This is a genomic window from Streptomyces sp. WAC04114, assembly GCF_019733245.1.
GTDB classification, from domain to species: Bacteria; Actinomycetota; Actinomycetes; order Streptomycetales; family Streptomycetaceae; genus Streptomyces; species Streptomyces massasporeus_A.
The window spans coordinates 13934-40164 of record NZ_JAIGQA010000056.1; the positions used below are offsets into that span (position 1 = coordinate 13934).

26 protein-coding genes are annotated in these 26231 nt (G+C 70.8%); 13 read left to right on the forward strand and 13 right to left on the reverse strand.

The features are described 5' to 3' along the window. Positions 1-114, reverse strand: a complete 114-nt coding sequence (locus K4G64_RS41060; protein WP_308122415.1) for a DUF397 domain-containing protein — start codon at positions 112-114, stop codon at positions 1-3. Beyond that, complete coding sequence (locus K4G64_RS17215) at positions 62-1021, reverse strand: helix-turn-helix transcriptional regulator (protein WP_221756919.1); 960 nt, start codon at positions 1019-1021, stop codon at positions 62-64. The genes K4G64_RS41060 and K4G64_RS17215 overlap by 53 nt, the downstream gene beginning before the upstream one ends. Before the next feature lie 106 nt (positions 1022-1127). Here K4G64_RS17215 and K4G64_RS41065 point away from each other — a divergent pair, with 106 nt between their 5' ends. Beyond that, positions 1128-1733 carry a hypothetical protein gene (locus K4G64_RS41065; RefSeq protein WP_221756920.1) on the forward strand — a complete coding sequence of 202 codons (606 nt, stop codon included), beginning with the start codon at positions 1128-1130 and terminating at the stop codon, positions 1731-1733. 17 nt (positions 1734-1750) lie between these two features. On the opposite strand, the gene K4G64_RS17225 is transcribed toward K4G64_RS41065, so the two are convergent. Continuing rightward, positions 1751-2146 (reverse strand): DUF6281 family protein, encoded by a 396-nt coding sequence (locus K4G64_RS17225; protein WP_221756921.1) that lies wholly within the window; start codon positions 2144-2146, stop codon positions 1751-1753. Positions 2147-2221: 75 nt separating this feature from the next. Then, on the reverse strand, positions 2222-4669 hold the full coding sequence (uvrA, locus tag K4G64_RS17230; protein WP_221756922.1) for an excinuclease ABC subunit UvrA: 2448 nt from the start codon (positions 4667-4669) through the stop codon (positions 2222-2224). 93 nt (positions 4670-4762) lie between these two features. On the opposite strand from uvrA, the gene K4G64_RS17235 reads away from it, so the two are divergent. The 3 genes from K4G64_RS17235 to K4G64_RS17245 all read left to right on the forward strand — a co-directional run bounded on the left by K4G64_RS17235 (position 4763) and on the right by K4G64_RS17245 (position 7497). Further along, positions 4763-5512, forward strand: coding sequence for a MerR family transcriptional regulator (locus K4G64_RS17235; protein WP_221756923.1), 750 nt, complete (start codon positions 4763-4765; stop codon positions 5510-5512). Positions 5513-5516: 4 nt separating this feature from the next. Then, positions 5517-5975 carry a nucleoside deaminase gene (locus tag K4G64_RS17240; protein WP_221756924.1) on the forward strand — a complete coding sequence of 153 codons (459 nt, stop codon included), beginning with the start codon at positions 5517-5519 and terminating at the stop codon, positions 5973-5975. A 124-nt stretch (positions 5976-6099) separates the two neighbouring features. After that, complete coding sequence (locus K4G64_RS17245) at positions 6100-7497, forward strand: condensation domain-containing protein (RefSeq protein ID WP_221756925.1); 1398 nt, start codon at positions 6100-6102, stop codon at positions 7495-7497. Positions 7498-7519: 22 nt separating this feature from the next. Here the strand turns inward: K4G64_RS17245 and ccsB are convergent, their stop codons facing one another. From ccsB to hemL, 7 genes are all read right to left on the reverse strand, one after another. Continuing rightward, positions 7520-8602 carry a c-type cytochrome biogenesis protein CcsB gene (ccsB, locus tag K4G64_RS17250; RefSeq protein WP_221756926.1) on the reverse strand — a complete coding sequence of 361 codons (1083 nt, stop codon included), beginning with the start codon at positions 8600-8602 and terminating at the stop codon, positions 7520-7522. Then, complete coding sequence (locus K4G64_RS17255) at positions 8599-10338, reverse strand: cytochrome c biogenesis protein ResB (RefSeq protein WP_221756927.1); 1740 nt, start codon at positions 10336-10338, stop codon at positions 8599-8601. Before K4G64_RS17255 ends, ccsB begins: the two co-directional genes overlap by 4 nt. 3 nt (positions 10339-10341) lie before the next feature. Then, positions 10342-11115, reverse strand: coding sequence for a cytochrome c biogenesis CcdA family protein (locus K4G64_RS17260; RefSeq protein ID WP_221756928.1), 774 nt, complete (start codon positions 11113-11115; stop codon positions 10342-10344). 13 nt (positions 11116-11128) lie between these two features. Next, on the reverse strand, positions 11129-11779 hold the full coding sequence (locus tag K4G64_RS17265) for a TlpA disulfide reductase family protein (RefSeq protein WP_221756929.1): 651 nt from the start codon (positions 11777-11779) through the stop codon (positions 11129-11131). A gap of 66 nt (positions 11780-11845) precedes the next feature. Continuing rightward, positions 11846-13144, reverse strand: coding sequence for a hypothetical protein (locus K4G64_RS17270; protein ID WP_221756930.1), 1299 nt, complete (start codon positions 13142-13144; stop codon positions 11846-11848). Positions 13145-13316: 172 nt separating this feature from the next. Further along, the gene (locus tag K4G64_RS17275) at positions 13317-14015 is read right to left on the reverse strand and encodes a histidine phosphatase family protein (RefSeq protein ID WP_221756931.1); all 699 of its coding nucleotides are present in this window, start codon (positions 14013-14015) and stop codon (positions 13317-13319) included. Then, entirely contained in the window at positions 14012-15328 is a 1317-nt protein-coding gene (hemL, locus tag K4G64_RS17280; protein WP_221756932.1) for a glutamate-1-semialdehyde 2,1-aminomutase, read from the reverse strand. The genes K4G64_RS17275 and hemL overlap by 4 nt, the downstream gene beginning before the upstream one ends. A gap of 509 nt (positions 15329-15837) precedes the next feature. Here hemL and K4G64_RS17285 point away from each other — a divergent pair. Then, the gene (locus K4G64_RS17285; protein ID WP_003974483.1) at positions 15838-16275 is read left to right on the forward strand and encodes a hypothetical protein; all 438 of its coding nucleotides are present in this window, start codon (positions 15838-15840) and stop codon (positions 16273-16275) included. Positions 16276-16498: 223 nt separating this feature from the next. Then, positions 16499-17284 (forward strand): sulfite exporter TauE/SafE family protein, encoded by a 786-nt coding sequence (locus K4G64_RS17290; protein ID WP_221756933.1) that lies wholly within the window; start codon positions 16499-16501, stop codon positions 17282-17284. Between the two features lie 144 nt (positions 17285-17428). On the opposite strand, the gene K4G64_RS17295 is transcribed toward K4G64_RS17290, so the two are convergent. Beyond that, positions 17429-17914: a DUF5994 family protein gene (locus tag K4G64_RS17295; protein WP_221756934.1), complete on the reverse strand. Its 486-nt coding sequence runs from the start codon at positions 17912-17914 to the stop codon at positions 17429-17431. A 174-nt stretch (positions 17915-18088) separates the two neighbouring features. On the opposite strand from K4G64_RS17295, the gene K4G64_RS17300 reads away from it, so the two are divergent. The 3 genes from K4G64_RS17300 to K4G64_RS17310 all read left to right on the forward strand — a co-directional run bounded on the left by K4G64_RS17300 (position 18089) and on the right by K4G64_RS17310 (position 19865). Further along, on the forward strand, positions 18089-18331 hold the full coding sequence (locus K4G64_RS17300) for a hypothetical protein (protein WP_260460567.1): 243 nt from the start codon (positions 18089-18091) through the stop codon (positions 18329-18331). 246 nt (positions 18332-18577) lie between these two features. Next, positions 18578-18922, forward strand: coding sequence for a hypothetical protein (locus K4G64_RS17305; protein WP_221756936.1), 345 nt, complete (start codon positions 18578-18580; stop codon positions 18920-18922). Positions 18923-19052: 130 nt separating this feature from the next. After that, entirely contained in the window at positions 19053-19865 is an 813-nt protein-coding gene (locus K4G64_RS17310; RefSeq protein ID WP_221756937.1) for a GNAT family N-acetyltransferase, read from the forward strand. Here the strand turns inward: K4G64_RS17310 and K4G64_RS17315 are convergent. After that, complete coding sequence (locus K4G64_RS17315) at positions 19835-20926, reverse strand: LacI family DNA-binding transcriptional regulator (protein ID WP_260460575.1); 1092 nt, start codon at positions 20924-20926, stop codon at positions 19835-19837. The two genes, K4G64_RS17310 and K4G64_RS17315, sit on opposite strands and share 31 nt — an antisense overlap. A 301-nt stretch (positions 20927-21227) precedes the next feature. On the opposite strand from K4G64_RS17315, the gene K4G64_RS17320 reads away from it, so the two are divergent. The 4 genes from K4G64_RS17320 (at position 21228) to K4G64_RS17335 (ending at position 26055) form a co-directional block, all read left to right on the forward strand. Further along, the gene (locus K4G64_RS17320) at positions 21228-22511 is read left to right on the forward strand and encodes an ABC transporter substrate-binding protein (protein ID WP_221756938.1); all 1284 of its coding nucleotides are present in this window, start codon (positions 21228-21230) and stop codon (positions 22509-22511) included. Positions 22512-22522: 11 nt separating this feature from the next. Continuing rightward, a complete protein-coding gene (locus tag K4G64_RS17325) occupies positions 22523-23503 on the forward strand; it encodes a carbohydrate ABC transporter permease (protein ID WP_260460568.1) in 981 nt (326 codons plus the stop codon). After that, positions 23500-24333 carry a carbohydrate ABC transporter permease gene (locus K4G64_RS17330; RefSeq protein WP_221756939.1) on the forward strand — a complete coding sequence of 278 codons (834 nt, stop codon included), beginning with the start codon at positions 23500-23502 and terminating at the stop codon, positions 24331-24333. The genes K4G64_RS17325 and K4G64_RS17330 overlap by 4 nt, the downstream gene beginning before the upstream one ends. A gap of 90 nt (positions 24334-24423) precedes the next feature. After that, complete coding sequence (locus K4G64_RS17335) at positions 24424-26055, forward strand: glycoside hydrolase family 13 protein (RefSeq protein WP_221756940.1); 1632 nt, start codon at positions 24424-24426, stop codon at positions 26053-26055. Positions 26056-26231 lie beyond the last annotated feature (176 nt).

Here is a 26231-nt window from a genome sequence, read left to right on the forward strand (position 1 = left end):
TCAGCGCAGAGATCCGACGAACGCGGACCAGGCGGACCGGGTGACGACCAGGACCGGTCCGTCAGGGTTCTTGCTGTCGCGGACGGGGACGGTTTCGGGGTAGCCGGGGGCTATTTCTATGCAGTTGCCGCCGTTGGCGTCGCTGTGGGTGCTCTTGATCCACGCGGCCGCGCTGAGTTCGGGCTCGGTCATGATGCTCGTACCTCTCCATCACGTCGCTGATCAGAGCGGCGGACTCGGGAGCTGACAGAGCGTCCGCCCTGAGCACATCATAGGTGTGGCTATGGCGCGCGAAGAGGGCCGGATCGTCGTTGAAATGGCCGCGATCGAGCGATTCCGAGTAGACCCATTCGTGCCCGTCGGGCAGCTTGATCAGCGACATGGACCCACTGGGGCGGAACAGGCCGAGGCGCGCGGCGGGGGCGACTTGGATCCGGATGTTGACTCGCCGCCCGACATCGAGCAAGTGCGCGCACTGGTCACGCATCACAGCCGGACTGCCGATCATGTTGCGCAGGCAGCTCTCGTCGAGGACGGCGATGTACGACGGGCCGTCCTCCATCAGGAAGCGCCGCTGGCGGCTCAGTCGCGCCCGCACCCTCTCCTCAAGCTCCTCACCTCTCACGAGCAGGGAGAACAGCGACTGCGCATAGTCCGCTGTCTGCAACAAACCCGGGATCACACGCTCCTGGTACTCCCGGAGGGTCACGGCCTCCTCGTCCATCTCCGCCCGGCGCCGGAACCAATCCGGATGCTCCACCTGCGGATACCAGTCGATGCGACCCCACAGCCGGGCCAACACCCCACCCGTACCCAACAGTTCGTCACAGGTCTTGGCGAACGTGTCCTGCGGAACCCTCGTACCCGCCTCCACCCGCGCCACATGCGAACGGTCGCAGGGGATCTGCCTCGCCAGACCCTCCTGCGTGAGCAGCGCGGCCTCGCGGAAATGCCGGAGCACCTCCCCGAACACCGCCGCCGTGCTCGCCCCCGACTCCGCCCCGCCGTTCCGTCGGCTCACGGCTCCCCCCTCCGTGACAGTGCACCGGTGTCACATGCCAAGCATTGAACCGGACTGTTCCCGTGCGCAACGCTCGATACACCCAGAGTGACGGAGGTACGTGTAAATGGAACCGGGAACGTTCGTCTTCGACCCGCACACGCGCAAGGTCGGCGAGTACCAGGACAGGACCGGCCCGTACGTGATGCTGCGCCCGGTCGGCGGCGGCCGGGAGTGGCAGGCCGACCCGGCGAGGATCCGGGAGGCAACGCTGGACGAGCGGCTCAGCGCGGGCGTGCGCGCGCTCAACGACCGCTCCAGGGAAGGCCTGTCGGCCGATCCGACCCGGCCGCCTTCCCCGGTGCCCGGGTGCGCGGGCTGTGAAGAGCTGGCGCTCCGGCGGGACAGGGCGCGGGCCGCGTTCGACGGCAGTGCCGTGACGGACGCGAACGTACTGTTGCGCCAGCACCAACGCGACGAGCACGGTGGGGAGTCCACCGGCCGCAGGATCTTCCGGTACGTGCCGTACACGATCGTGCAGGATCCGTCGGCGCAGCCCGAGTACGAGGCGTACTGCGTCTCGGGTGAGGAGGAGGACTGCGGGGCGGGTTCGGGCCCGTGCCAGGCACCCGGCGAGGTGGAGGAGTGGCAGCGCAGGCACACCCAGGAGACGAGGCACCTGCGCTACCGCCGCAGCTTCGCGGACTACGCGGTGCTGGAGAGGCAGGGCTGACGCCCCGGCTGTGCCCGTCAGGAGCGTTCGGTCACCTTCCTCAGCTCCGGCGGGAGTTCCTTGACGGAGTCGGCGACGACGAGACGGTACTCGCCGGGGTCCTCGGCCACCGCGACGGCGACGGACGGGTCCACCCCCCGCACGGCGAACGCCGTCATCAGGGCCGGGCCCTCCTCCTCATCGCCGTCGCCCGGAGTGTCGTCGCAGGCCGGGCGGGTTGCGGCGCCGAGCGACTTCCCCACGGGGACGTAGGTCTCCGATCTGCCCAGGTAGGTACGGCCGTCGTACTCGACGACGTACGCGCAGGACGGCGCGGGCCGCGCGCCGTCGGTGTCGTCGTCCGGCGACGACACCGACGAGCAGCCCACGGACAGCGAGGCGAGGGCCGCCGCCAGGAGAAGTGACGCCTTCATCGGTGGGCCTCCTTCGGGAGCCTGGGCTCCGGTGCGATGGACACGCAACGAAGACGTCCGGGGGTCAGGATCGGTTCAGTTCCCGGGCACCCCCTGCGCCACCAGCCGACCCCCGCCCGCGCCGCCTTCCGGTCCCAGGTCGATCAGCCAGTCCGAGGCGCGGACGACGTCGAGGTTGTGCTCGATGGTGACGACCGAGTGCCCGGCGTCGACGAGGCGTTGGAGGACGTCGAGGAGGCGGGCGGTGTCGGCGGAGTGCAGACCCGTCGTCGGTTCGTCCAGCAGGTACAGGGCGCGTCCGGTCGTCCGCCGTCCCAGTTCCTTGGCGAGCTTCAGACGCTGGGCCTCGCCGCCGGAGAGGGTGGTGGCGGGCTGGCCGAGGGGGAGGTAGCCGAGGCCGACGTCGGCCATGCGCCGGAGCCGGGTGGCGACCGGCGGGACGTCCCCGAACACCGTCAGTGCCTCGTCCACCGTCGCCCCGAGTACCTCGGCGATGTCATGGCCCTCGTGCCGGACCGTCAGCACCTCCGGCCGGAAGCGGCGGCCCTTGCAGGTCGGGCAGCGCACCTCCACCGCCGGGAGGAAGTGCATGTGGACGGTGAGCACGCCCGCGCCCTCGCAGCGTTCGCAGCGTCCCCCGGGCACGTTGAAGGAGAAGTGGCCGGCGGTCAGGCGGCCTCGGCTGCGTGCGGCGAAGGCCTCGCGGATCGGGGTGAAGACGTCCGCGTACGTCGCCGCGTTGGAACGGGGCACGCGGCCGACCGGCGTCTGGTCGATGAGGACGGCTTTGGACAGGTGCCCCCAGCCGTCGATGCCGTCGTGCTCGGCGGGCAGCTCCCCGGCCCCGTGGAAGTGCCGGCGGGCGGCCCGGCCGAGGATGTCCAGCAACAGGGTCGACTTGCCCGAGCCGGACGGGCCGGTGACCGTCACCAGCCGCCCCAGCGGGATCCGGACGGTGACGTCCTTGAGGTTGTGGGCCCGGGCCCCCCTGATCAGCAGCGCCGCGTCGCCGTCCCCGCGGCCGCGCGACCGCGGGGACGGGAGCCGGCCCGAGAGGTACGCGCCGGTGACCGAACCCTCGGCCCGGGCCACCTCCTGCGGCGTACCCTCGGCGACGATCCGCCCGCCGTCCCGGCCCGCCCCCGGCCCGACGTCCACCACATGGTCCGCGGCCTTCAGGACGTCCAGGTCGTGCTCGACGACCAGCACCGTGTTGCCCAGGTCGCGCAGCCGGCACAGGACGTCGATCAGGCGGGCGGTGTCCGAGGGATGCAGGCCGATGGTCGGCTCGTCCAGGACGTAGAGGACGCCGGTGAGGCCGGAGCCGAGCAGGGCGGCCAGCCGCAGCCGCTGGGTCTCGCCCGCGGAGAGGCTGGGAGTGGCCTGGCCGAGGGTGAGGTAGCCGACGCCGACGTCCAGCAGGCGGCGGACCCGCTCCTCCAGGTCGGCGACGACCGGCTCCACGAGCGGCCACTCCTCCCCGCCCGACCGCTCGCGCAGGCCGCCCAGCCAGCCGGCGAGGTCGGTCAGCGGAAGCCGGGTGGCCTCGACGACGGTGAGACCGTGCACGGTCACCGCCCGGGCCGCGGCACCCAGCCTGGTTCCGTCGCACTCCCCGCAGGGCTGCTTCACCAGGCCCTGCCGCTCGGCCCGTTCGCGGTACTCGGGGTCGTCGGCGCGGTCGTTGTAGCGGCGCAGCAGGGCCGTCGCGACCCCTTCGAAGCGGCCCGCCGCCACGGTCGCCGGAGGGTCGGTGTCGGGGAAGTGCCGCCGGAACTCGGGGCTTTCCACCCCGTGGAGCAGCAGGTCCCGCTGCCTGTCGTCGAGTTCGCCGAACGGGGTGTCCGTGTCGAAGGTGAAGCCGTAGTGGCCGGCGGCGGCCCGCAGCACGGGGAGGCTCCAGTCGGTGAACTTGGCGTTCCAGCCCTGCACCGCCCCTTGCGCGACCGACGTGCCGTCGTCGACCAGGCGCCGTACGTCGGGCCGCATCACCTCGCCCAGGCCGGTGCAGGCCGGGCAGGCTCCGGCGGGCTTGTTGAAGGAGAAGGAACCCATGACCAGTTCGGGCACAGGGGTGCCGCAGTGCGGGCAGGGCCGCTGCCCGGGCTCGGCGTCCTCGTCGGCCTCGGCGGCATCGGTGTGGGACGGAGGAATGTCCTTGGCGCAGCCGGGGCAGGGCCGGATCCCGATGCGCGACCACAGCAGCCGCAGATAGGTGAAGACCTCGGTGACCGTGCCGACGGTGGAGCGGGGGCTGCGGTTGGTGAGGTGCTGGTCGACGCTGATGGACGGGGACAGGCCGGTGATCGAGTCGACGGCGGGCTTGCTGACGAAGCCGGTGACCATGCCCAGCGACTCCAGGTACTGCCGCTGGCCCTCCTGGTGGAGGGTGTCGAAGGCGAGGGTGGACTTGCCGGAGCCGGACAGGCCGGTCAGGACGACCAGCTTGTTCTTCGGCAGGGAGAGGGAGACGTTCCTGAGGTTGTGGAGGCGGGCACCGGTGACGCGGATGAAGTCGTCCATTCCTTCAAGTCTTCCATTGAAGTGCGGTGTTGAGACTTGAGAGGGACCCCGGGCAGTAGGTGCTGCCTGCTTCCTGCCGTAACCTTCAAATCGATGACGAACGACCGCCGCCTCCGCCCCGTCGACCTGGCCCGGTCGGCCGGTGTCTCGACGCAGCAGATCCGCAACTACGAGGACGCCGGTGTGCTCCCGCCCGCCGCGCGGACCGCGTCCGGCTACCGCGTCTTCGACGAGACGCACCGCGGCGCGCTGCTGGCGTACCGGACGCTGATGCGGGGGTACGGGCCGGTGACCGCGACGGCGATCATGCGGACCGTGCACGAGGGGGACGTCCCCGGCGCGCTCGCGCTGCTCGACGCCGCCCATGCCGCGCTGCACGAGGAGCGGGTGTCGCTGCGGGCGGCGAGCGAGGCCCTGGAACTGCTCGCGGCCGAACCGCCCGCCCCACTGCCACGCTCGGGTGGCCTGCGCATCGGCGAGGTGGCGGTGCTGCTGGGCGTACGGACGTCGGCGCTGCGGGTGTGGGAGGGGGCCGGGCTGCTCACGCCGGGCCGAGAGCGCGCGACGGGCTACCGGATCTACGAACCCGCCGATGTGCGCGACGCCCGGCTGGTGCACACCCTGCGCCGCAGCCACTACTTGTTCGACCAGATCCGGCCGGTGCTGGAGGGGCTGCGGCGGGAAGGCAGCAGCGCGGCGCTGCGGGCGGCCGTGGCAGCGCGCGGCGAGACACTGACGGCCCGCACCAGGGTCATGATCGAGGGCGCGGGGGCTCTGCACGCCTACCTCGGCGCGGCGACGATCGAGCCGGGGCGACGCGGGGGAGGCTGGGAGCATGGATGAGGTCATGGACCCTGCACAGGCCCGGGCGTGGCTCGCCACCGCCGTCGAGGAGGCCCGCACCGGCCTCGCCGAGGGCGGCATCCCGATCGGTGCCGCGCTGTACGGCGCCGACGGCACTCTCCTCGGCCGCGGCCACAACCGCCGTGTCCAGGACGACGACCCCACGATGCACGCGGAGACAGCGGCCTTCCGCGCGGCGGGACGGCAGCGGTCGTACCGGGGCACGACGATGGCGACCACCCTGTCGCCGTGCTGGTACTGCTGCGGACTGGTCCGGCAGTTCGGCATCCCCCGGGTGGTGATCGGGGAGGCCACCACGTTCCGGGGAGGGCACGACTGGCTCGCGCGGCACGGCGTGGAGATCGTCCTGCTGGACGACCCCGAGAGCATCGACCTGATGCACGGCTTCGTCACCGAGCACCCGGAGCTGTGGCGTGAGGACATCGGCGAACGGGACGGATGACCCGAACGACGCTCACCACCCGGGGTGCCATCCGTTCGAATGACCCTGCGGGGAATCCGGTGTGGGGTCTTCACCCACGGCACATGCCTGATCGGGACGCCCCATCCGCGAACGGAGACCCCTCATGCGTATGACGGACATCCGGCACTGTGAGGTACGGCCGGGGCGACTCGTGGAGTGGACACTCGATCCTGCGGCCGCCGCGGCGGTGCAGGGCCTCCCGGAGGACTCCAGGCCCCCGGCCTACATCCAGGAGTCCCACATCAGGATCTCCCGGTCCGTGCGTGAGGACGGATTGTTCGTACCGACGTGGATCGGTGTGTGTTTCGATCTCCCGGGCCGGGCGGAACTGGACGTTCTCCAGAGCGCGCTGCACGCGTGGACACTGCGGCACGAGACGCTGCGCAGCGGCTTCGACTGGTCCGGGCCGCCCGGCGAGGAGATCGCCCGGTTCACGCTCGGCAGCGAGGACGTGCGCCTGCACCTGGAGCAGGTCGGCGACTTCACGGATGGGACAGCGCTGGCCGAGCATCTTGAGAAGCGTTTCGACACCGTGGCGGATGCACTCCGGTGGCCCAACTTCATCTACGCGGCGGTGCTCCGGGACGACAGCGCCAGCGTGTACATGGCCTTCGACCACAGCAACGTCGACGCCTACTCGCTCGAGAACATCCCCGCCGCCCTGCATGAGCTCTATGCGGCGGTCGCGGCGGGCCGTTCCCCGGAGCAGGAACCCGTCGCCAGCTACGTCGACTTCTGCCAGGCCGAACGGGCGGACGCGGACAAGCTCGACGAGAGCCACGACATCGTGGTCCGCTGGCGGGAGTTCATCAAGAACTGCGAGGGAGAACTGCCGAACTTCCCCATCGACCTCGGCCTGGACACCGCCGGCGGGCTGCCCCGGCAGAAGGCACTGTGCGAGCCACTGGTGGACGCCGGCGACGCCGACGCGTTCGAGGCGCACTGCCGACCCTACGGCGGCAGCCTGGTCGGCGTGCTGGCGGCCACTGCGCTCATCCTCCACGAGATCGACGGGGAGCCCGTCTTCCGCACCGTCGTGCCGTTCCACACCCGGGTGACGTCCCGGTGGTCGGACTCCGTGGGCTGGTACGTCGGCGGGGCACCGGTCGAGATCCCGCTGGCGGAGGTCCGTGACTTCCAGGAGGCCCTGGAGTGCGCACACGCCGAGTTGCGCGCCAACCGGCGGCTGGCCCGCACACCCCTCGAACGGGTGCTCCGGCTGATCGGAACGGACTTCCGCCCCACGTCTCCCGACCTGTACTCCCTGGTGTCCTACCTCGACGCCCGCGGCGTCCCGGGCTCCGAGCAGTGGGCCGAGCAGAAGGTCTACGGACTGGTCAGGGTCTCGTACGGTGACCGGGTCTGCGTCTGGGTGAACAGACTCCATGAGGGCCTGTGGTTCGCCTGCCGCTATCCGGACACCGAGATCGCGCACGAGAACATGTCCCGATACGCGGCCCGGCTGCGGGAGGTGATCACGAGCGTCGCCCGGCAGGGCTGACCGGTGCTGCTCAGGAGACGCGTCACACGCCCGCGTAGGAGTGCTTGCCGGAGACGAAGATGTTCACGCCGTAGTAGTTGAACAGCCAGCAGCCGAAGGCGATGAGGGCCAGGTAGGCGGCCTTGCGGCCCTTCCAGCCGGCCGTCGCGCGGGCGTGCAGGTAGCCGGCGTAGGCGACCCAGGTGATGAACGACCAGGTCTCCTTGGGGTCCCAGCCCCAGTAGCGGCCCCAGGCGTCGCCCGCCCAGATGGCGCCCGCGATGATCGTGAACGTCCACAGCGGGAAGACGGCCGCGTTGACGCGGTAGGAGAACTTGTCGAGGGACGCGGAGGAGGGCAGCCGTTCCAGGACGGAGGTCGCGAAGGTGCCGGGCGTGCCGCCGCTCGCCAGCTTGCTCTCGTAGGAGTCCTTGAACAGGTACAGGACCGTGGCCATCGCGCCCACGTAGAAGACCGCGCCGCAGAAGATCGCCGTCGAGACGTGGATGTACAGCCAGTACGAGTGCAACGCCGGGACCAGCTGGTCGCTGGCGGTGTAGAGGACCGTGACCGCCAGGCCCAGGTCGAGCAGGACCGTGGTGATCAGGAACAGGCCGAGCCAGCGCACGTTCTTCTTCAGCGCCAGCAGCCCGAGGTACACGCCGACCGCGACCGTGGAGAACGTGATGTTGAACTCGTACATGTTGCCCCACGGCGCGCGCTCCACCGACAGGGCGCGGGTGAGGACACCGCAGAACTCGATCAGGAAGGCGAGCACCGTGAGGGAGATGGCGATCCGGCCGTACAGGTCGCCCTGCTCGTCCCCGCCGTGCGCCCCGGGGCCGTCCGGCACGTCGCGCCGACCGGCCGCGGCCCGCACGGTGACCTTCGGCCGCTCCAGCACGGCCGTGCCGCCGGCCTGGTTCACGGTGACGGCCGGGGCCGCCTTCCCGGCGTCCGCCTTGGTGGTGAGCGCGGCGGCGGTCCGGGCGACCTTGCTGCGGCTGCCGAAGAGCCATTCGGCGATGTACGCGAAGAAGGCCAGGGTGTAGACGGCCATCGCGGAGTAGATCAGCACATTGCTGATCTGCGCGAGGTTTTCGTTGGTGGCGGCGGCGAGAGTCACTGCTTCTCAGCCCCTTCGGCAGGTACGGGGGGTTCGGTACCCGGCTCCTGATCGGGGTCGGGGGAATCTGCGGGGGCGTCGGGGGCGCCGGGCGCCTGCTCGTAGAGGTCGCCGGCGAGGTGCCCCAGCTCCTCGGGGACCTTGGCGGACTCGCTGCGGCCGAGGCCGGCCATCTCGACGACGGTGACGCCGTCGGCACCCTTGACCGCGCGCACCCAGACGCGGCGGCGCTGGATGAACAGGGAGGCGGCGAGGCCGCCGATCGCGGCGAGGGAACCGGCGAGGGCCCAGCCGCTGCCGGGCTGCTGGACGACCTGGAAGCCGGCCCACTCCTTGACGTCCTTGCCGAAGGTGACCGAACCGGCGCCGTTGGGGAGCTTCATGGTCTCGCCGGGCTTCAGCAGCTTCTTGAACAGCTTGCCCTCGGAGTTCTTGAACTCCTTCATGTTGCTGCGGTCCATCTGGTACACGCTCTGCGGGATGCCCGAGTCGGCCCCCAGGTCGCCGTAGTAGGCGGACAGCGCGAGCAGCGGATTGTCCAGCGCGGGGAACTGCGACAGCATCGTGCCGCTGGCGTGGCCGCCGAAGGTCGGCACGAAGAACGCGTTGAAGCCGAGCTGCTCCTTCTCGCCCTTGGCGTTGCGGTAGCCGTCGAGGACCTTGACGACACCGGAGGAGGTGACGTTGGCGTCCAGCGGCAGCAGCGGGACGGCGTCGTCGAAGACGACCTTGCCCTTGGCGTCGCGGACGGTGACGACCGGGGCGTAGCCGTGGCTGACGAGGTAGACCTTGGAGTCGCCGATCTCCAGCGGGTGGTTCACCTCGACGGTGTCGGTCTCGTCCTTGCCGTAGGCGCCCGCGCTGTAGGTGATGTCGGCCTTGTAGACGCGCGGGGTGCCCTTGTTGGGGCCGGTGCGCTCGTAGGTGCCGGTGAACTTCTTCAGGTTGAAGCTGAACGGCACCAGGTCGTCCGACGTGAAGAGGTTGCCGGACTTGAAGTCGTCGTACTGGGTGAGAGTGTTGGAGAAGCCGTTGCCCTCGACGACCAGCTTGTTGCCCTCGGACTTGTACAGCTGGCCCCAGGCGAAGGCGACCAGCATCACGATGAGGGCGATGTGGAAGACGAGGTTGCCCAGCTCGCGCAGGTAGCCCTTCTCGGCGGCGACGGCGTCCCCGGTGAGGTGGGTGCGGAAGCGGCGCTTCTTCAGCAGGGCGAGAGCGGCCTGGTGGACCTGCTCGGGCTCGGCCGTGGTGCGCCAGGTGGTGTGGGCGGGCAGCCGGTTCAGCCGCCGGGGCGCGCCGGGCGGCAGGCCGCGCAGCTGGCCGACGAACTGCCAGGTGCGGGGCACGATGCAGCCGATGAGGGAGACGAACAGCAGGATGTAGATCGCGGAGAACCACACCGAGCTGTAGACGTGGAACATGCCGATCTTGTCGTAGACGTCCCCGAGGGTCGGGTGGGCCTTGCGGAAGTCGGCGACCTTCGTCTCGTCGCTGCCGGACTGCGGGATGAGCGAGCCGGGGATCGCGCCGAGGGAGAGCAGCAGGAGCAGCAGCAGGGCGACCCGCATGGAGGTCAGCTGCCGCCAGAACCAGCGGGCCCAGCCGATGACGCCCAGGGCGGGCAGGTGGGGCGCCTCCTCCTTGGGGGCGGTGGACAGCTGGGAGCCGGCTTCGCCCAGCTCCTGGTCCTCGGCGGCGGAGGGGGCCGGGTCGGAGGCGGTGGTCTTGCTCATCGATCAGATCCCCACAGTGAAGCCGTCGGACCAGACCTGCATCTCCTGCACGATGCGGTCCCACGCGCCGGTCAGCAGCAGCAGACCGGTCACGATCATCATGGTGCCGCCGACCCGCATCACCCAGACGTAGTGGCGCTTGATCCAGCCGAAGGCTCCGAGGGCCTTGCGGAAGGCGACCGCGGCGAGCACGAACGGCACGCCCAGGCCCAGACAGTACGCGATGGTCAGCACGGCACCGCGTCCGGCGCTGGCCTGGTCGATGGCGAGCGCCTGCACGGAGGCGAGGGTGGGGCCGATGCAGGGCGTCCAGCCGATGCCGAACAGGGCACCGAGCAGGGGCGCGCCGGCCAGCCCGGCCACGGGCCGCCGGTGGAAGCGGAACTCCCGCTGGGTGAGCCAGGGCATCAGGCCCATGAAGAAGACGCCCATGAGGATCATGAGGACGCCGAGCACCTTGGACAGCACGCCCTGTTGCTCCTGCAGCGTCTGCCCGAAGTAGCCGAACAGGGCCCCGCCGGAGACGAACACGGCGGTGAAGCCGGCCACGAACAGGGAGGCGCCCGCGACCATCCGGCCGCGCCGGGCCTCGGCGAGGTCGGTGCCCGCGACGCCGGTCACATAGGACAGGTAGCCGGGCACCAGCGGCAGGACGCAGGGCGAGAAGAAGGAGACGAGGCCGCCGAGCAGCGCGATCGGCAGGGCTACCAGCAGGGCGCCGTTGAGCACCGTGCCGTTGGGGTCCGCCACCGCGGCGAGCGTGGTGACTGCGCTCACGTCACTACTCCGCTCACTTCTCGGCGACGACCGGCTTGAGCATCTTCAGCAGCCGTTTCTCGCTGAGCGCGGACAGCGAGCGGGCCGCGACCTTGCCGTCCCGGTCGAGGATGAGCGTGGAGGGGATCGCCTGCGGGTTGAGCGTGCCCTTCTTGAAGCGCAGCAGCAGCTTGCCGGTGGGGTCGTAGAGGCTGGGGTAGGTGATGTCCCAGTCCTTCTCGAAGGCGAGGGCCGCGCCGGTGGAGGTGTCCCGGGTGTTGATGCCGACGAACTGCACGCCCTTGTCCGCGTACGCCTTGGAGACCTTCGCGAAGTACTTGGCCTCGGCGCGGCAGGGGTTGCACCAGGAACCCCAGACGTTGAGGACGACGACCTTGCCCTTGTAGTCGGCGACGTCGAGGGTCTTGCCGGCGATGGTCTTGCCGGACAGGTCGGGGGCCGGGGTGCGCTCGCCCTGGGCGACGGTGGCGACGCCGTCGGTGCCGGTGACGAAGTTGGTGTTGCCGCCCCCGCCGGAGGTGCCGCCGGAGCCGCACGCCGAGACGAGCAGCGCGGTCGCGGCGAGACCCGCGGTCAGGGCGGCGCTACGGCGGACACGGCGGGTGCGGTCGAGGGCACTTGTCGTGCGGTTCGAGCGCAGGGGGGCGCTGCTGTCGGCACTCATGTGAAAAGTTTCGCATGCCCGTTCTGGGGATCTCGCCCACCCCCCTCGCGGGCGGAAAACCGCATTTCAGGCGGCGTTCTGCGAAGGATCTTCGCTGGGCGTGGAGGTCTGGCCGGTGAACTCCCGCCAGCCGCCCGCCGGCTGCTGTCCGACGCCCAGCGTACGGAGCTTGGCGAGCACCTCGGGCCTCTGCGCGTCCAGCCAGTCGGCGAACTGCCGGAAGGAGACGAGACGCACATCCGCGCCCTTCTCCTTCTCGCGCGCGATGTGCTTGAAGGCCTCCTCGACGGCGTCCATGTAGATGCCGCCGTTCCACTGCTCGAAGTGGTTGCCGATGAACAGGGGTGCCTGGTTTGTCTCGTATGCCCGCTTGAATCCCTGGATGTACGCCTGGGCCGACTGCTTCCGCCAGCCCGGGTAGTTGTGGGCGGGTGCCTTCGTGGTCGCGAGGGACTGGTTGGCCAGCATGTTGTAGTCCATCGACAGGACCTCGAAGCCGCGGCCGGGGAAAGGTATCTGCTGCAGGGGCAGGTCCCATATGCCCTGGCGCTTGGTGGGCCAGACCTGGAGGCCGCCGGGCGAGGAGGCGTCGTAGCGCCAGCCGAGCTCGCGGGCGGTGGGCAGCAGGTTGTCCTGGCCGAGCAGGCAGGGCGTACGGCCGCCGACGAGTTCCTTGTCGTAGTCGAACGGCAGCGACGGCAGGTCGGTCCAGCCGGTGTTGGTGCGCCACTCCTTCACGAAGGCCTTGGCCTGGTCGATCTCACTGCGCCACTGCCGGGGCGTCCAGTTCTTGACCGAGCCGTGGGCCTCGCCGCAGAAGTGCCCGTTGAAGTGGGTGCCTATCTCATGACCCTCCAGCCAGGCCCGGCGTACGTTCCTCAGGGTCGCCTTGACGTGGTCGTCGGTGAGGTAGCCGATGTCGGAGGCGCCGCGGGGGTTGTTGGGCGGGTTGTAGAGGCGCTTCTTCGACTCGGGCAGCAGGTACAGCCCCGACAGGAAGAAGGTCATGCTCGCGCCGTGTTCCTTGGCGAGGTCCAGGAAGCGCGGGAAGAGGCCGTTGCCGACCTCGCCGGCGCCGTCCCAGGAGAACACGACGAACTGCGGCGGGGTCTGCCCCGGCTCCAGCGGCTCGGGCGCCGCGGGCTGGTGGGGCTGCTTGCCGGTGTGGCTGGTCGATCCGTCGCCGATGGGGCGGGCGGTGGGCTTGGGCTTCGCCTTCGCACCGCCCTGCGCGGAGTCGCCGCCGGAACCGTCGGCGTGGCCGGAGTCGTCCGAGCCCGTGAGACCGCCGCACCCGGCGAGCGAGACGGCGGCGGCGGCTCCCGCGCCGAGTCCGAGCATTCCCCTGCGGGAGAGAGCGCGCATGGCATCCCCGATTCATCACGTCGTGCTGGTCACCCAGTCAGAGGACGTGGCGAAGAACGAGGTTCCGCCGATATGCGCAGATTCCGTAACGAAGTAGTCGTAAGCGCTCATAAGGGGGCGAACGAAAGGCCTTACCGACCTGCCGAACGCCCCCGTGCGCGGGGCCGGGGAACTACGCCCCGAACGCCTTGGTCTGCCCCTTCACCGGCTTCGCGCCGGCGAGGAGGTGGGGCGGGACCAGGTCGCGGGCCGGCTCGCTGTAGCCGACGGAGACGATCCGGTCGCCCTGGTACGTGAAGGTCGTCAGCGAGGCGAGCGTGCACTGGCGCCTGCGCGGGTCGTGCCAGAGGCGGCGGCGCTCGACGTAGGACCGGACGATCCAGATGGGCAGCTGGTGGCTGACCACGACCGCCTCGTGCCCCCGGGCCTTGTCCTTCGCCGTGCTCAGCGCGCTCATCATGCGGACGACCTGGTCCACGTACGGCTCGCCCCAGGACGGCCGGAACGGGTTGACCAGGTGCTTCCAGTTGTTCGGCTTGCGCAGCGCCCCGTCCCCGACGCCGAACGTCTTGCCCTGGAAGATGTTGTCGGCCTCGATCAGCCGCTCGTCGGTCGCCAGATCCAGCCCGTGCGCCTTGGCGATCGGCTCGGCCGTCTCCTGCGCCCGCTCCAGCGGCGAGGCGACGACGTGCGTCACATCCCGGCCGGACAGGTGCTCGGCGACCCGGTCGGCCATGCGACGGCCCAGGTCGGAGAGGTGGTAGCCGGGGAGGCGGCCGTAGAGGATGCCGTCCGGGTTGGCGACCTCACCGTGCCGCATGACGTGGACGACGGTGATGTCCTCGGCGCTGTTGCTCCGCTGCTCGCTCATGCCGTGGCCTCCGCAGCCGCCCGGGCCGCCGCCGGAAGGGCGTCGGCGATCTTCTGCACGGCCCGCTCGTCGTGCGCGGTGGACACGAACCAGGACTCGAAGGAGGACGGCGGCAGGTAGACGCCGTCGGCGAGCAGCGAGTGGAAGAACGCGGTGAAGCGGAAGGACTCCTGCGTCTTGGCGTCCTCGTAGTTCCGCACGGGCCGGTCGGTGAAGAACACCGAGAACATGTTGGAGGCGGTCTGCAGCCGGTGCGCGACGCCCTCCTTGGCCAGGGCCCCGCTGACGAGCCCCTGGATCTCCTTCGAGACGGCGTCGACCTTGGCGTACGCGGCGCCGTCGAGGAGCCGCAGCTGGGCGAGGCCGGCCGCGGTGGCGACGGGGTTACCGGAGAGGGTGCCGGCCTGGTAGACGGGCCCGGCCGGGGCGAGGTGGGCCATCACGTCCGCCCGTCCGCCGAAGGCCGCCGCGGGGAAGCCACCGCCCATGACCTTGCCGAAGGTCATCAGGTCCGGGACGACGCCGTCGATCCCGAACCACCCGGCGCGGCTGGTCCGGAAGCCGGTCATGACCTCGTCGGAGACGTAGAGCGCGCCGTTCTCGGCGCAGATGTCCTTCAGGCCCTGGTTGAACCCCTCGGCGGGCGGGACGACGCCCATGTTGCCCGGGGACGCCTCGGTGATCACACAGGCGACCTCGCCGGGATGCGCCCGGAAGGCCTCGCGGACGGCGTCGAGGTCGTTGTACGGCAGGACGATCGTGTCGCCGGCCTGGGCGCCGGTGACGCCCGGGGTGTCGGGCAGCGCGAAGGTGGCCACGCCGCTGCCGGCCGCGGCGAGCAGCGAGTCGACGTGCCCGTGGTAGCACCCGGCGAACTTGATCACCTTGGTGCGCTGCGTGAATCCGCGGGCGAGCCGGATGGCGGACATGGTCGCCTCGGTGCCGCTGGAGACGAGCCGCACCTGCTCGAGCGGCGCGACCCGCGCGACCATCTCCTCCGCGAGCGCGACCTCGCCCTCACCGGGCGTGCCGAAGGACGTACCGCGGGAGACGGCGTCCTGCACGGCGGCGATGACCTCGGGGTGGGAGTGCCCGAGGATCATGGGCCCCCAGGAGCAGACGAGGTCGACGTACTCCCTGCCGTCCGCGTCCGTCAGATACGGACCGGTGCCGGACACCATGAACCGCGGCGTGCCACCGACGGCTCGGAAGGCCCGCACCGGGGAGTTCACGCCGCCGGGCGTGACGGCCGCCGCGCGGTCGAACAGAGCCTGCGAGGCCGGTGCTTCATACGGATATGCCAGTTCACTCATGACCTGCGACTTCTCCGACCTTCTCCGACGCTGTCGGGCTCCGGGTGCCAGTGACCTGTTCAGGGTAGGCCAGGGGCGTGCGCGGGCGGGGCACGGGACGACCGGCCCCCGGGTCGCCGTCGTCTGCGAGACTGGTCCCTGATACACACAGCTCACACGGCCCGGGGTGGTCGGAGGCTGCGGCCATCCCGCGGACAGATGTTTCAGCGCACGTTTCGGCGGGCGGCCGTGGGGGAGGTCACTGACACGATGATCGGGTTGCGCGGCGGGGGCGACGCGTTCTGGAAAAGCAGTCGGGTGGAGATATGCATCGCGGTGGCGGACTGGGCGAGGGGACCGATGACCTGGGTCCTCGACGTGCCCGGCGGGGACGGCACCGGCGCGAGGCGGAGGACGCTCAGGAACCGCGTCGGACACAGGGTCGGCCGAGTGAACCGGAGCGGGCCGCCGGACGTACTGAACGCCAGGTGGACGATCTTTCGGCGGGGAGCAGCGGGAATGGTGGTCGGGTGGGGGTGACGTACAAGTACTTCGGTGCGCCCGACGGCGCGACCGCGGCCCGCGTCCCGATCTCCATGCGCCCCGAGGAGCTCGGCGGCGACGAGCTCGGCATGAACGGCATGTTCACGAAGATCAAGCCGGAGACCATGGCGGCGATGGTCCTCACGGGCATCGAGGGCGTCCCCCTGCACAAGGTCCCGCCCCTGGAACTGGTCGTCCTGCACCCCGACTACGCGGTGGTCAAACTCCCCATGACGGTCGTCGACCCCCTGCGCGGCATCGGCGAGGAGGCGGTGGGCGCGGCGGCCTTCATCTGGTCGACGGTCCCGGACCGGGGCGGGCCGCGGGATGCGTTCAATGTCTACCAACTGCTGCACGAGTGGCAGGACTTCTCGCACCGGCTGCATGAGGCGGGGCATCAGCCGTACTGCCTTGTGTGGCCCTGAGCTGATCCCACGGCTGCCCCGCTCGCGCATCGGGCTGCGCTGCTGGGGCCCGACGTTTCGAAGCCGTCCGCACCCGCCGTAATGGGCTGCTGCTGACCATCGCACCGGCGGCCGCCTGACGGTCGGCCTGCCTGTGTGAACATCTCATTGCACGACGCTCCCACCACCCTCCGGACCCTGACACCGGGCGGATGATCGAAGGGGTGACGGAAGCGGGGCGACGGTGGACTGGACGGTACTGGGAGGGCTGGCCGCCGGGCTCGTGCTCGCGACGGTGACCGCCCCGGTCGGAGTGTCCGGCGCGGTGTTCCTCCTTCCGGTCCAGCTGAGTGTCTTCGGCGTGCCCAGCCCGGCGGTCACCCCGACCAATCTGCTGTTCAACGTCGTCGCCGGACCCGGTGCCCTGTGGCGGTACCGCCGTGACGGCGCCCTGCACGGTGACCTCGCCCGGCGCTTGGTGCTGGGCACGCTGCCCGGCGTCGTCGTCGGCGCCACCGTCCGCGTTTTCGCCCTGCCCGGTCCGGACGTCTTCCGGCTCCTGATCTCCGTCCTGCTGCTGCCGCTCGGCGTGTGGTTGTGCCTGCGCGCCCTCACCCCGGCGCACCGCCTCCCGCTGCCCTCAGGCGAGTTGCCACCGCGCACGCTGACCGGCCTCGCGCTGGCCGTCGGCGTGATCGGCGGCGTCTACGGCATCGGCGGCGGCTCCCTCCTCGGCCCGATCCTCGTCGGACGCGGCCTGCCCGTTGCCCGCGTCGCCCCGGCCGCGCTGGCCGCGACGTTCGCCACCTCGCTCGTCGGCGCCGCCGCCTACGCGCTGCTGTCACTCATGAGTTCCGGAGACGTCGCCCCCGACTGGTGGCTCGGGTTCGCGTGCGGCACCGGCGGGCTGATGGGTGGCTACCTCGGCGCCCGCCTTCAACCCCGCCTGCCCGAACGCGCCCTACGGCTCCTGCTCGGCGCCCTCGCCGCAGGCCTCGGCGCTGTCTACGCCGCCCAAGCCCTGAACTGAGGCAAGGCCATCACACGAGCAGGCCGGTGATCTCGCGGGCTGCCTTCCGGGCGGGGCATCCGCCCTCCACGGGCGTGGAGTTGATCCCGGCCCGACCTCCGCCGACGATCACCACCGGCCCGAGACCGCTCCGGCCGACCGAGCTCACCCGACCGGCCGGGCCCGCCCGGTGCCGGTGTCGACGAGGATCTGCGCGGCTTGTGTCCTGCTGTCGGCGCGGACGGCCTCGGCCATGGCGGCGCGCGCGGCGTCGGGTGTGGCGTGCGGCGGGATCACGAGGAGCGAGAAGAGGTCCTGCTCACCCCGGGTGACGAGGACGGTGTCGTCGCCGACCGGGGAGGGGTCGATGTGCACGACACGGCCGCCGATGGTCATCCGCGTCGGCAGTCCCTCCCAGGCGTCGGTGTCCAGGCCGACCCGTGTGATCGGCCCGAGGCGGTCGGTCAGTGCGGTGATCAGGCCGGGAAGCTCGGCGGCGATGTCGTGGGAACGCGGCCACCACGCCCCGTCGAGCACTCCCTGCCGGTCGGTCGTCGTCTCCAGCCGTACGACGGCCGTACCCGGCCGCAGGGCCTGGTGCACGGCGTCCGGCAGAAGGTCGCTCACGCGCGTGGAGTCATGGTCGGACATCACTCTCGCCTGCCTGCCGGGACCGGGAAACCTCGTGGCTTCCGCACGTCAACGGTACTCCGCGGCCGACGGTGACCGGTGAAGGCCGGGAGCGCTGTGGGGAACGCGGGAGTAGAGTGAAAGATCCAGCCCCTGACCTGTGGGACAACGAACTCCGAGGTCGCCGTGCAGCCCATGGAAGCACCCTCGGACGGGCACGCCGAGGTACGCATCGTCGCCGCCTCGCCCGAGGCCGCCCGCCGGGTCGCGGAGGCCCTCCGCCGTTGTTTCGCCGCCACCGAGCAGCGCAGTTACCCCGCGGGCGCCGACGGAGGGACCCGGCTCGACCTCACCGTGGACACCACCCGCGTGGCAGAACCCGCCCGGTCGTGGCTGGAGACCAGCCGCTCCACGCAGGACGTCGGCCGGCGGACGTGAGCGGCGGTGCGGTGGCCCTGAGGCTCGCGCCAACTGCCCTACCGGGAAACGTGGTTGATATCAGGTCCGGCGGGCGCGTGGTGGAGGTTGCGCCGGCTCTCGCCGAACGAGAGCAGGGTCGTGGCGCCGGGTGCGGAGCGGGCGCTCGTCGATCCGGCACCGCGTTGACAGGGGCACCGCCCGGACGTTGACTGGCAGCACGGCGCAGGTGAGCCCATCGACACGACGGAAGCGGTACACACGACGATGTACGACCAGACACGCGCCCAACAGCCCGCGAGCCGACAGCCGGGCGACGCCGAACGCCGGCCCTCGGGGCCCAAGCCGCTGTTCCCCCCGGACGGACGGGACGAGATCCTCCGGCGGCTCGGCCACGCCGTCAACACCTTCGAGGACACCCCGCGCGAGGCGCTCGAAGAGGCCGAGGGCGCCTTCGACGAAGCCGCCGCCCAGCTCGCCGCCGCGCTTTCCGAGCAGCGGCAGGCGCTTCGCGCCGGCTGGCAGGACCGGGACCCGGAGTCGGACTCCGCCGATTTCCGGATCGCGTTGAGGCAGTACCGGGAGATCACCCAGCGGTTGATGCGCGCGTAGGCGACCGCGGGGGTCTTTCCCTGAGGACGGCAGCGGGCAGGGTTCAGGGTCCAACGAAACGCACGAGGGTGAGCGGGGCCTCCGACGGGCAGTACGAGGGCGGCAGCAGTCGCCGACCTGAGGGGGACCCGTGCGTGATCTCGTCGACTCGATCGAATCCATGGAGCAACTCGCCACCGTCTGGCGGGTCATGGTGCTCGACCGGGATCCGCGGGCCGATGTGCGGGACCTGCCGGGGATCGCCGTGCGGTGGGCGGACTGCCGGTTCGCGTTCTGGAACTGTCTGACGCTGACGGACGTCGGCGCGGACGCCGGGTTGCTGAAGCAGCGGCTGAACGAGGCCGCCGGGATCATGCGGTCGAAGTCCCGCCCCGGGTTCCTGTGGGTCTTCGAGGACCTGCTCGACGACCCGGCGCGTGCCGTGCTCGGTAAGGCCGCCGAGGATGCGGGGCTCGCCCACGCCTTTCCCGGCACCGGCATGGCGGGCGACCTGCTGCCGATCCCCGAGCCGGCCCATCCCGAGCTGACCTTCGTGCGCGTGAGCGATGACGAACTCCTCGCGGCCTACGCGGACATCAACGCGCGTGCCTACGGATTCCCGTCGGAGGACGGGCGGGACGGGCTCGCCGGGTCCGCGTTGTGGAAGAGCGGTGTGTTCGCGTATGTCGGTCTGCGGGACGGGGTTCCCGTGACCTGCGCCGCCACCGTGGAGGCGGACGGGCGGCTGTTCGTCGTGCTCGTCGCCACCGATCCGGCGTGGGAGCGGCGCGGGTACGGGGAGGCCGTGACCCGCAAGGCGTTGCACGAGGGGGCCCGGGCCACCGGGCTGACCCGGGCGACGCTGCACGCGACCGCCGCCGGGGCGCCCGTGTACCCGCGGATCGGGTTCCGGCCCAACTCCCCGATCGGGTTCTACTCGCTCGCCGAGCCGGCTGCGAACTGACCCTCCCGGGCCGCGGCCGTGACGGCACTCGCCGTCGACCCCGCGGCCACCGAAGCCGTCGCCCCCGCGGCCACCGGAGCCGTCGACCCCCGGGGGATCACGTGCGTCGGCAGGACGATGTGGCGCTCGTGGTCGCCGTCCGAGTCGTCGATGAGCTTCAGGGCCAGATCCCCCGCCAGCCGGGCCATCTCCGAGGGCGACTGCGCCACCGTCGACAGGTCGAACCAGTCCGCCAGCGGCTGGTCGTCGAAGCCCAGGACCGAGACCCGCTCGGGCACCGCGATCTGGGTCCTGCGCAGGTTCCAGACGAGGGCCACTGCGACCTCGTCCTGCTCGGCGAAGATCGCGGTCGGCGGCTCGCGCAGGCTCAGCAGCGTGCCCAGTGCCTCGGCGGCGGCGCGCTTGCTGCCGGTCCGCGTGGACACCACCAGGTCGTCGTCGAGCGGCACACCCGCCTCGGTGAGCGCCTGTTGGTAGCCCAGCAGCCGCTCGTTGGAGCTGAAGGTGAAGCCGCTCGCGCCCTCGGTGGGGACGAAGGCGATCCGGCGGTGGCCGAGGTTGAGCAGGTGCCGGGTGCCGTGCAGGGCGCCGGCGACGTCGTCGACGTAGACGCTCGGACGTCCGTCGACGTGCTGGCTGACGTAGATCACCGGCATGCCGAGGTCGTCCAGCCGCGCCGTCTCCTCCTCGGTGAGGTCGAAGGAGAACACCAGCAGCGCGTCGGCGTTGCGGCGCGCCGGGAGGTGCTCGAAGAACGCGGTGCGCTCGGCCAGGTCCGGGATCTCGTAGACGTTCAGCTGCATGCCCGCCGCCCGCAGCAGCGGGGCCAGGCTGGACAGCGCGGATCCCGTGAACCACGAGTTGAGCGTCGGAACCATCACGGCGACGGTGCCGGTCCTGCCCGTGACCAGGCTCGCCGCCTGCCGTGACACCGCGAAGTCGATCTCTCGCGCGGCCTTCTCGACCCGGGCGCGCACCTCCGGCGAGACCGTGGACAGGCCGCGCAGCGTGCGGGAGACGGTGGAGGTGGAGACCCCGGCCCGCTCGGCGACGTCGGCCATCGTGGGGTGCCGGTGCTGGGCTGGAGACATGAGCCGGACGTTAGCACAGGGTTGCACTCCCTAACGGCGTGTTGTGACAGCGCTTTCACGCATCGAAGAACTGTCCGGTCAGCCATTACTCATGCGTAACACATTGACTTCACTCCAGGCCGCCCCTAGCTTGCAAGCGTTGTCTCAGCGGGCTCAACGCCATTCCAGAAGGTCCCATCGAAGGCTTCTGAGCTGCGAATTAACCCGCCGAGTTCCGTGACAACGCAGTCTCACCAGCCCTGACCCCGGTTCCGCACGACCAGGAGAGACAGTGACGACCAGAACCACCAGCCAAGCAGCCGCCCTCACCGCCACCGGGCTCCTCCTCACCGCCTGCGGCTCCTCGGGCGGCGGCTCCGGACAGGCCGGGACCCCGTCGTTCGAGGGGCGCGGCCCCATCACGTATGTGGCGGGCAAGGACACCACCGGCACCGTCCAGCCGATGCTCGACCGCTGGAACGCCGCGCACCCGAAGGAGAAGGTCACCTTCATCCAGCTGCCGACCGACGCGGACGCCCAGCGGCAGCAGATGATCCAGAACGCGGAGACGAAGTCCGACGCCTACACGGTGCTGTCCCTCGACGTCGTGTGGACCTCGGAGTTCGCCGCCCACCAATGGATCGACCGGCTGCCCGAGAAGCGGTACCCACTGGGCAAGATGCTGAAGCCGGTGGTGGAGACCTCGCGGTACCGGGGCGGGCTGTACGCGGTGCCGTCCAGTTCTGACGGCGGCATGCTCTACTACCGCACCGATCTGCTGAAGAAGGCCGGCGTCGCCCAACCGCCCACCACCTGGGCGCAGATGACCGCCGCCTGCGCCAAGGTGAAGAAGCTCCCCGAGGCGAAGGGCATGTCCTGCTACGCCGGGCAGTTCCAGAAGTACGAGGGCCTGACGGTGAACTTCGCCGAGGCGGTGAACTCCGCGGGCGGCACCGTCACCGACGCCGCCGGCAAGCCGGACGTCGACACCCCCGAGGCGCGCGCGGGCCTGGACTTCCTGTCCCGTTCCTTCCAGGACGGGACGATCCCGAAGAAGGCCATCACCTACCAGGAGGAGGACGGCCGGCAGGCCTTCCAGTCCGGCAAGCTGGTCTTCCTGCGCAACTGGCCGTACGTGTACTCGCTGGCCCAGAAGAGCGGCATCAAGGGCAAGTTCGCGGTCGCGCCCCTGCCCGGCCTGAACGGCCCCGGTTCCTCCAGCCTCGGCGGCCACAACATGGCCGTGTCCTCCTCGGCGAAGAACAAGGCGACGGCCCTGGACTTCATCGAGTTCATGACGAGCGAGAAGAACACGCGGACCCTGCTGGAGGACGCCTCCCTCGCCCCGCCGTACGCCTCGCTCTACGACGACCGGGCCCTGGTCGGGCAGTACCCGTACCTGCCGGTGCTCAAGGAGTCCATCGTGCGGGCCGTCCCGCGTCCCCGGGTGGTGCCGTACGGCGATGTCACCGCGGCGATCCAGCAGGAGGCGTACGCCGTCCTGAACGGGGACAAGAGCAGCGCGCAGGCACTGCGGGACCTGCAGAAGACCCTGGGCAAGGCCGTGGCGCGGTGAAGGCCGGGGTCATGACCGGGGCGGTGGCACCGCCCTTGGCCCCCTCGGAGGCCGGGCCGCCGGTGCGGCGGGGGCGGGCGACCGCGGGTGCCGGGCGGCTGGCCGCGCTGCTCGTCTCCCCCACCCTGCTGGTGCTCACGGTCGTCGTGCTCTACCCGACCCTGATGGCGCTCAAGGAGTCGCTGTACGGGGCGAAGGGCCTGGACCCGGCGACCGGGTTCATCAGCGACACCGAGCCGTTCGTCGGGCTGGGCAACTACGCCGAGATCTTCGGCGAGGCCGGGGCGCGCTTCTGGAACGCCTTCTGGAACACCACGTTCTTCACCGTCGTCACCGTCGGTCTGGAGACCGTGATCGGCGTGGCCATGGCGCTGATCATGCACCGGGCGTTCAAGGGCCGGGCGCTGGTGCGGGCCGGGATCCTGGTGCCCTGGGCGGTTCCGACGGCCATCTCCGGGCTGCTGTGGCGGTGGATCTTCAACAGCGACGGCGTCGCCAACGCGCTGATCGGGCAGCAGATCCTGTGGACCACCGAGGGCTTCCACGCCCAGGTCGCCGTCATCGTCGCCGAGGTGTGGAAGACCGCGCCCTTCATCGGGCTGCTGGTGCTGGCCGGTCTCCAGGTGATCCCCAAGGAGGTCTACGAGGCGGCCCGGATGGACGGGGCCCGGCCGGTGCGGCAGTTCTGGCACATCACCCTGCCGCTGGTGAAGCCCGCGCTGCTGGTGGCGGTGCTGTTCCGCTGCATGGACGCGCTGCGGATGTTCGACCTGCCCTACATCCTCGTCGGCGCGCAGAAGCATTCGGTGGAGACGCTGTCGATGCTCGCGCAGAACGAGGCGTCCAACGTCCGCTTCGGACCGGCCTCCGCCTACGCGGTGATCCTCTTCCTCTACGTGTTCCTGATCGCGCTGGCTTTCGTCCGGCTGCTCGGGGCCGATCTCGTCGGGGGACCCGGTGGAAGGCGCCGTGGCAAGGGGGTGGCGGCATGACACGCACGGTCGACTGGCGGCGGTGGCTGTCGTACGCGGGGATCGCCGCGGTGGTGGCGTACTGCCTGGCCCCCTTCTACTGGATGCTGGTCTCCAGCCTGCGCCGCACGAGCGACATCTTCGACACCTCGCTCGTCCCCTCCCCGCTGTCCTTCGAGAACTACCGGGCCGTGTTCGACCCGGTGCAGGGCTTCGGGCGGGCGCTGCTCAACAGCCTGATCGTCGCCGGGATCACGACCGTCCTGGCGCTGGTGCTGGCCACCTTCACCGCGTACGCGATGGCCCGGCTGGAGTTCCGCGGCAAGCGGCTGATCCTCACCCTGATCATCGCCACCTCGATGTTCCCGGTGGTGTCGATCGTGGTGCCGCTGCTGAAGCTGTTCACGGACATCGGCTGGATCAACACCTACCAGTCGATGATCGTGCCGAGCATGTCCTTCGCGCTGCCGCTGGCGGTGTGGAACCTGACCACGTTCTTCCGGCAGATGCCGGACGAGCTGGAGCACGCCGCGATGGTCGACGGCTGCACCCGCGGCCAGGCCTTCCGCAAGGTCATCGTGCCGCTGGCCGCGCCGGGCATCTTCACCACCGCGATCATCACGTTCATCGCGGCCTGGAACGAGTTCCTCATCGCCCTGTCGATGACCAACAAGCCCGGCATGCAGACCGCCACGGTCGCCATCTCCAAGTTCACCGGCGCGACGACGTACGAGACCCCGTTCGGCAGCCAGATGGCCGCGGGTGTCCTGGTCACCGTCCCGCTGGTGGTCATGGTGCTGCTCTTCCAGCGCCGGATCGTCGCCGGACTCACCGCCGGCGCGGCCAAGTAGCCCCACCCTGCCGTAGTTACGCCCGCTTCAGCCTTCAGCCCTCAGCCTTCAGCCTTCAGCCGTAGTTTCGCCCGCTTCAGAAGGAGCCTCGTGTCCCCCTCCGCCGCACCCTGGTGGCGCAGCGCCGTCATCTACCAGGTCTACATCCGCAGCTTCGCCGACGGCAACGGCGACGGGGTCGGCGACATCGCCGGCATCCGCTCCCGCCTGCCGTATCTGAAGTCGCTGGGTGTGGACGCCATCTGGATCAACCCCTGGTACAAGTCGCCGATGGCCGACCACGGTTACGACGTCGCCGACTTCCGGGAGATCGACCCGCTGTTCGGCACCCTCGACGACGCCGAGCGGCTCATCGAGGAGGCGCACGAGCTGGGGATCCGGGTGATCCCCGACATCGTGCCGAACCACACCTCCGACCGGCACGCCTGGTTCCGGGCGGCGCTGGAGGCAGGCCCCGGCAGCCCGGAACGCGAGCGCTACGTCTTCCGGCCCGGGCGCGGAGCCGACGGGGCCGAGCCGCCGAACGACTGGGTGTCCTGCTTCGGCGGCCCGGCCTGGACCCGGCTGCCCGATGGGGAGTGGTACCTGCACCTGTTCGCGCCCGAGCAGCCCGACCTGAACTGGGAACACCCCGAGGTGCGGGCCGAGTTCGAGTCGCTCCTGCGGTTCTGGTTCGGCCGGGGCGTCGACGGCTTCCGCATCGACGTCGCCCACGGCCTCATCAAGCACCCGGAGCTGCCCGACCTGCCGGTCCGCCGGGACCCGGACGACGGGCTGCCCCGGCAGCACCTCGACCATCCGCACTGGGACCGCGACGAGGTGCACGAGATCTACCGGTCCTGGCGCAAGGTCGCCGACGAGTTCCCCGGCGACCGCTCCTTCGTCGCCGAGGCGTGGGCGGACACCCCCGAGCGGCTGGCGGCGTACGTCCGCCCGGACGGTCTGCACACCGCCTTCAACTTCGACTTCCTGATGTCGAGCTGGGACCCGAAGGACCTGCGGTCGGTCATCGACGGCTCCCTCGGCATGCTCGGCGCGGTGGGCGCACCGGCCACCTGGGTGCTGTCCAACCACGACGTCATGCGCCACCCCAGCCGCTACGGCCGCCGCACGGCCAGGCGCTGGGTGGCCAACGAGACCTACCGGCCCGACGGGCCCCTGGACTTCGCACTCGGCACCCGGCGGGCCCGGGCCGCAGCCCTGCTCATGCTGGCCCTGCCCGGCGGCGCCTACGTCTACCAGGGCGAGGAACTGGGCCTGCCCGAGGTCGAGGACCTGCCCGAGTCCGTCCTCCAGGACCCCACCTGGGAGCGCTCCGGCCACACCGACCGCGGCCGCGACGGCTGCCGTGTCCCGATCCCGTGGTCGGGCCGCACCGCGCCCTACGGCTTCGGCACCGGCGAGCCCTGGCTCCCCCAGCCCGACACCTGGGCCGACCACACCGTCGAGCGGCAGACCGGCGACCCGGACTCCATGCTGGAGCTCTACCGGGCGGCCCTGCGCATCCGCCGCGGCCATCCCGCCCTCGGTGACGGCACGATGACCTGGCTGGACGCCCCGGAAGGGGTCCTGGCCTTCGCCCGCGAACCCGGCTTCGTCTGCGTGGTCAACCTCTCGGGCGAGCCGTACGACCTGCCCGCCCACTCCGCGCTCCTGCTGTCCAGCGGGCCCCTGGCCGACGGCCGGCTGGGGCCGGACCAGGCGGTGTGGCTGGCCGTCTGACCGCGGACCACCCGGCCCTGCACACCCCTGCACTGCACGCCTATGGAGTGGTCGGCTTCAGCGGGATCGCGGACTGGAAGCTTCCGATCCGCCGGGGGAATCCCCCGGCGGATCGGAAGCTTCCAGTCCGCGATCCCGCTGAAGCCGACCACTCCATAGGCGTGCAGTGCAGGGGT

What these genes read in the sequence shown, in the direction of transcription:
- K4G64_RS41065 (WP_221756920.1), top strand. Translation starts at nt 1,128, where the DNA reads ATGGAACCGGGAACGTTCGTCTTCGACCCGCACACGCGCAAGGTCGGC.
- K4G64_RS17225 (WP_221756921.1), bottom strand. Translation starts at nt 2,146, where the DNA reads ATGAAGGCGTCACTTCTCCTGGCGGCGGCCCTCGCCTCGCTGTCCGTG.
- uvrA (WP_221756922.1), bottom strand. Translation starts at nt 4,669, where the DNA reads ATGGACGACTTCATCCGCGTCACCGGTGCCCGCCTCCACAACCTCAGG.
- K4G64_RS17235 (WP_221756923.1), top strand. Translation starts at nt 4,763, where the DNA reads ATGACGAACGACCGCCGCCTCCGCCCCGTCGACCTGGCCCGGTCGGCC.
- K4G64_RS17240 (WP_221756924.1), top strand. Translation starts at nt 5,517, where the DNA reads ATGGACCCTGCACAGGCCCGGGCGTGGCTCGCCACCGCCGTCGAGGAG.
- K4G64_RS17245 (WP_221756925.1), top strand. Translation starts at nt 6,100, where the DNA reads ATGCGTATGACGGACATCCGGCACTGTGAGGTACGGCCGGGGCGACTC.
- K4G64_RS17255 (WP_221756927.1), bottom strand. Translation starts at nt 10,338, where the DNA reads ATGAGCAAGACCACCGCCTCCGACCCGGCCCCCTCCGCCGCCGAGGAC.
- K4G64_RS17265 (WP_221756929.1), bottom strand. Translation starts at nt 11,779, where the DNA reads ATGAGTGCCGACAGCAGCGCCCCCCTGCGCTCGAACCGCACGACAAGT.
- K4G64_RS17270 (WP_221756930.1), bottom strand. Translation starts at nt 13,144, where the DNA reads ATGCGCGCTCTCTCCCGCAGGGGAATGCTCGGACTCGGCGCGGGAGCC.
- K4G64_RS17275 (WP_221756931.1), bottom strand. Translation starts at nt 14,015, where the DNA reads ATGAGCGAGCAGCGGAGCAACAGCGCCGAGGACATCACCGTCGTCCAC.
- hemL (WP_221756932.1), bottom strand. Translation starts at nt 15,328, where the DNA reads ATGAGTGAACTGGCATATCCGTATGAAGCACCGGCCTCGCAGGCTCTG.
- K4G64_RS17295 (WP_221756934.1), bottom strand. Translation starts at nt 17,914, where the DNA reads ATGTCCGACCATGACTCCACGCGCGTGAGCGACCTTCTGCCGGACGCC.
- K4G64_RS17300 (WP_260460567.1), top strand. Translation starts at nt 18,089, where the DNA reads ATGGAAGCACCCTCGGACGGGCACGCCGAGGTACGCATCGTCGCCGCC.
- K4G64_RS17305 (WP_221756936.1), top strand. Translation starts at nt 18,578, where the DNA reads ATGTACGACCAGACACGCGCCCAACAGCCCGCGAGCCGACAGCCGGGC.
- K4G64_RS17315 (WP_260460575.1), bottom strand. Translation starts at nt 20,926, where the DNA reads ATGGCCGACGTCGCCGAGCGGGCCGGGGTCTCCACCTCCACCGTCTCC.
- K4G64_RS17325 (WP_260460568.1), top strand. Translation starts at nt 22,523, where the DNA reads ATGACCGGGGCGGTGGCACCGCCCTTGGCCCCCTCGGAGGCCGGGCCG.
- K4G64_RS17330 (WP_221756939.1), top strand. Translation starts at nt 23,500, where the DNA reads ATGACACGCACGGTCGACTGGCGGCGGTGGCTGTCGTACGCGGGGATC.